This window comes from Pseudomonas sp. PDM31, assembly GCF_019218965.1.
Taxonomy (GTDB): Bacteria; Pseudomonadota; Gammaproteobacteria; order Pseudomonadales; family Pseudomonadaceae; genus Aquipseudomonas.
Genome location: NZ_JAHUWS010000042.1, coordinates 1 through 291 on the forward strand (window position 1 = coordinate 1; position 291 = coordinate 291).

The following is a 291-nucleotide window of genomic DNA, read 5'->3' on the forward strand; positions in this document are numbered from 1 at the left end:
CTTCGTTGACCGTAACGGTTTCGTTGGCATCGGTAAAGCTGTCATCGACCGGGCTGACGCTGATGTTCAGGGTCGACGTGTCGTTGGTTCCCGAGCCGTCGGTGACGGTGTAGGTGACTGTTGGCACCGTGCCGTTGTAGTTGGCGGCTGGGGTGAAGGTGTAAGCACCGTTCGCTCCGATGACCAAGGTGCCGACGTTGACGATGGTGGCGGTCTGGCCGGCAGTGAACGTGCCAGTGACGCCCGCGACGGTAAAGTCAACCACGCTAACAGGACCGTCAACACTCAAGG

The 291-nt window shown here is 60.1% G+C and carries 1 protein-coding gene; it reads right to left on the minus strand.

Annotated elements, in window-relative coordinates; genetic code table 11:
* The coding region (locus tag KW839_RS27370) for a cadherin-like domain-containing protein (RefSeq protein WP_218426051.1) at window positions 1-265 on the minus strand (265 nt) is incomplete at its 3' end.
* Window positions 266-291 lie beyond the last annotated feature (26 nt).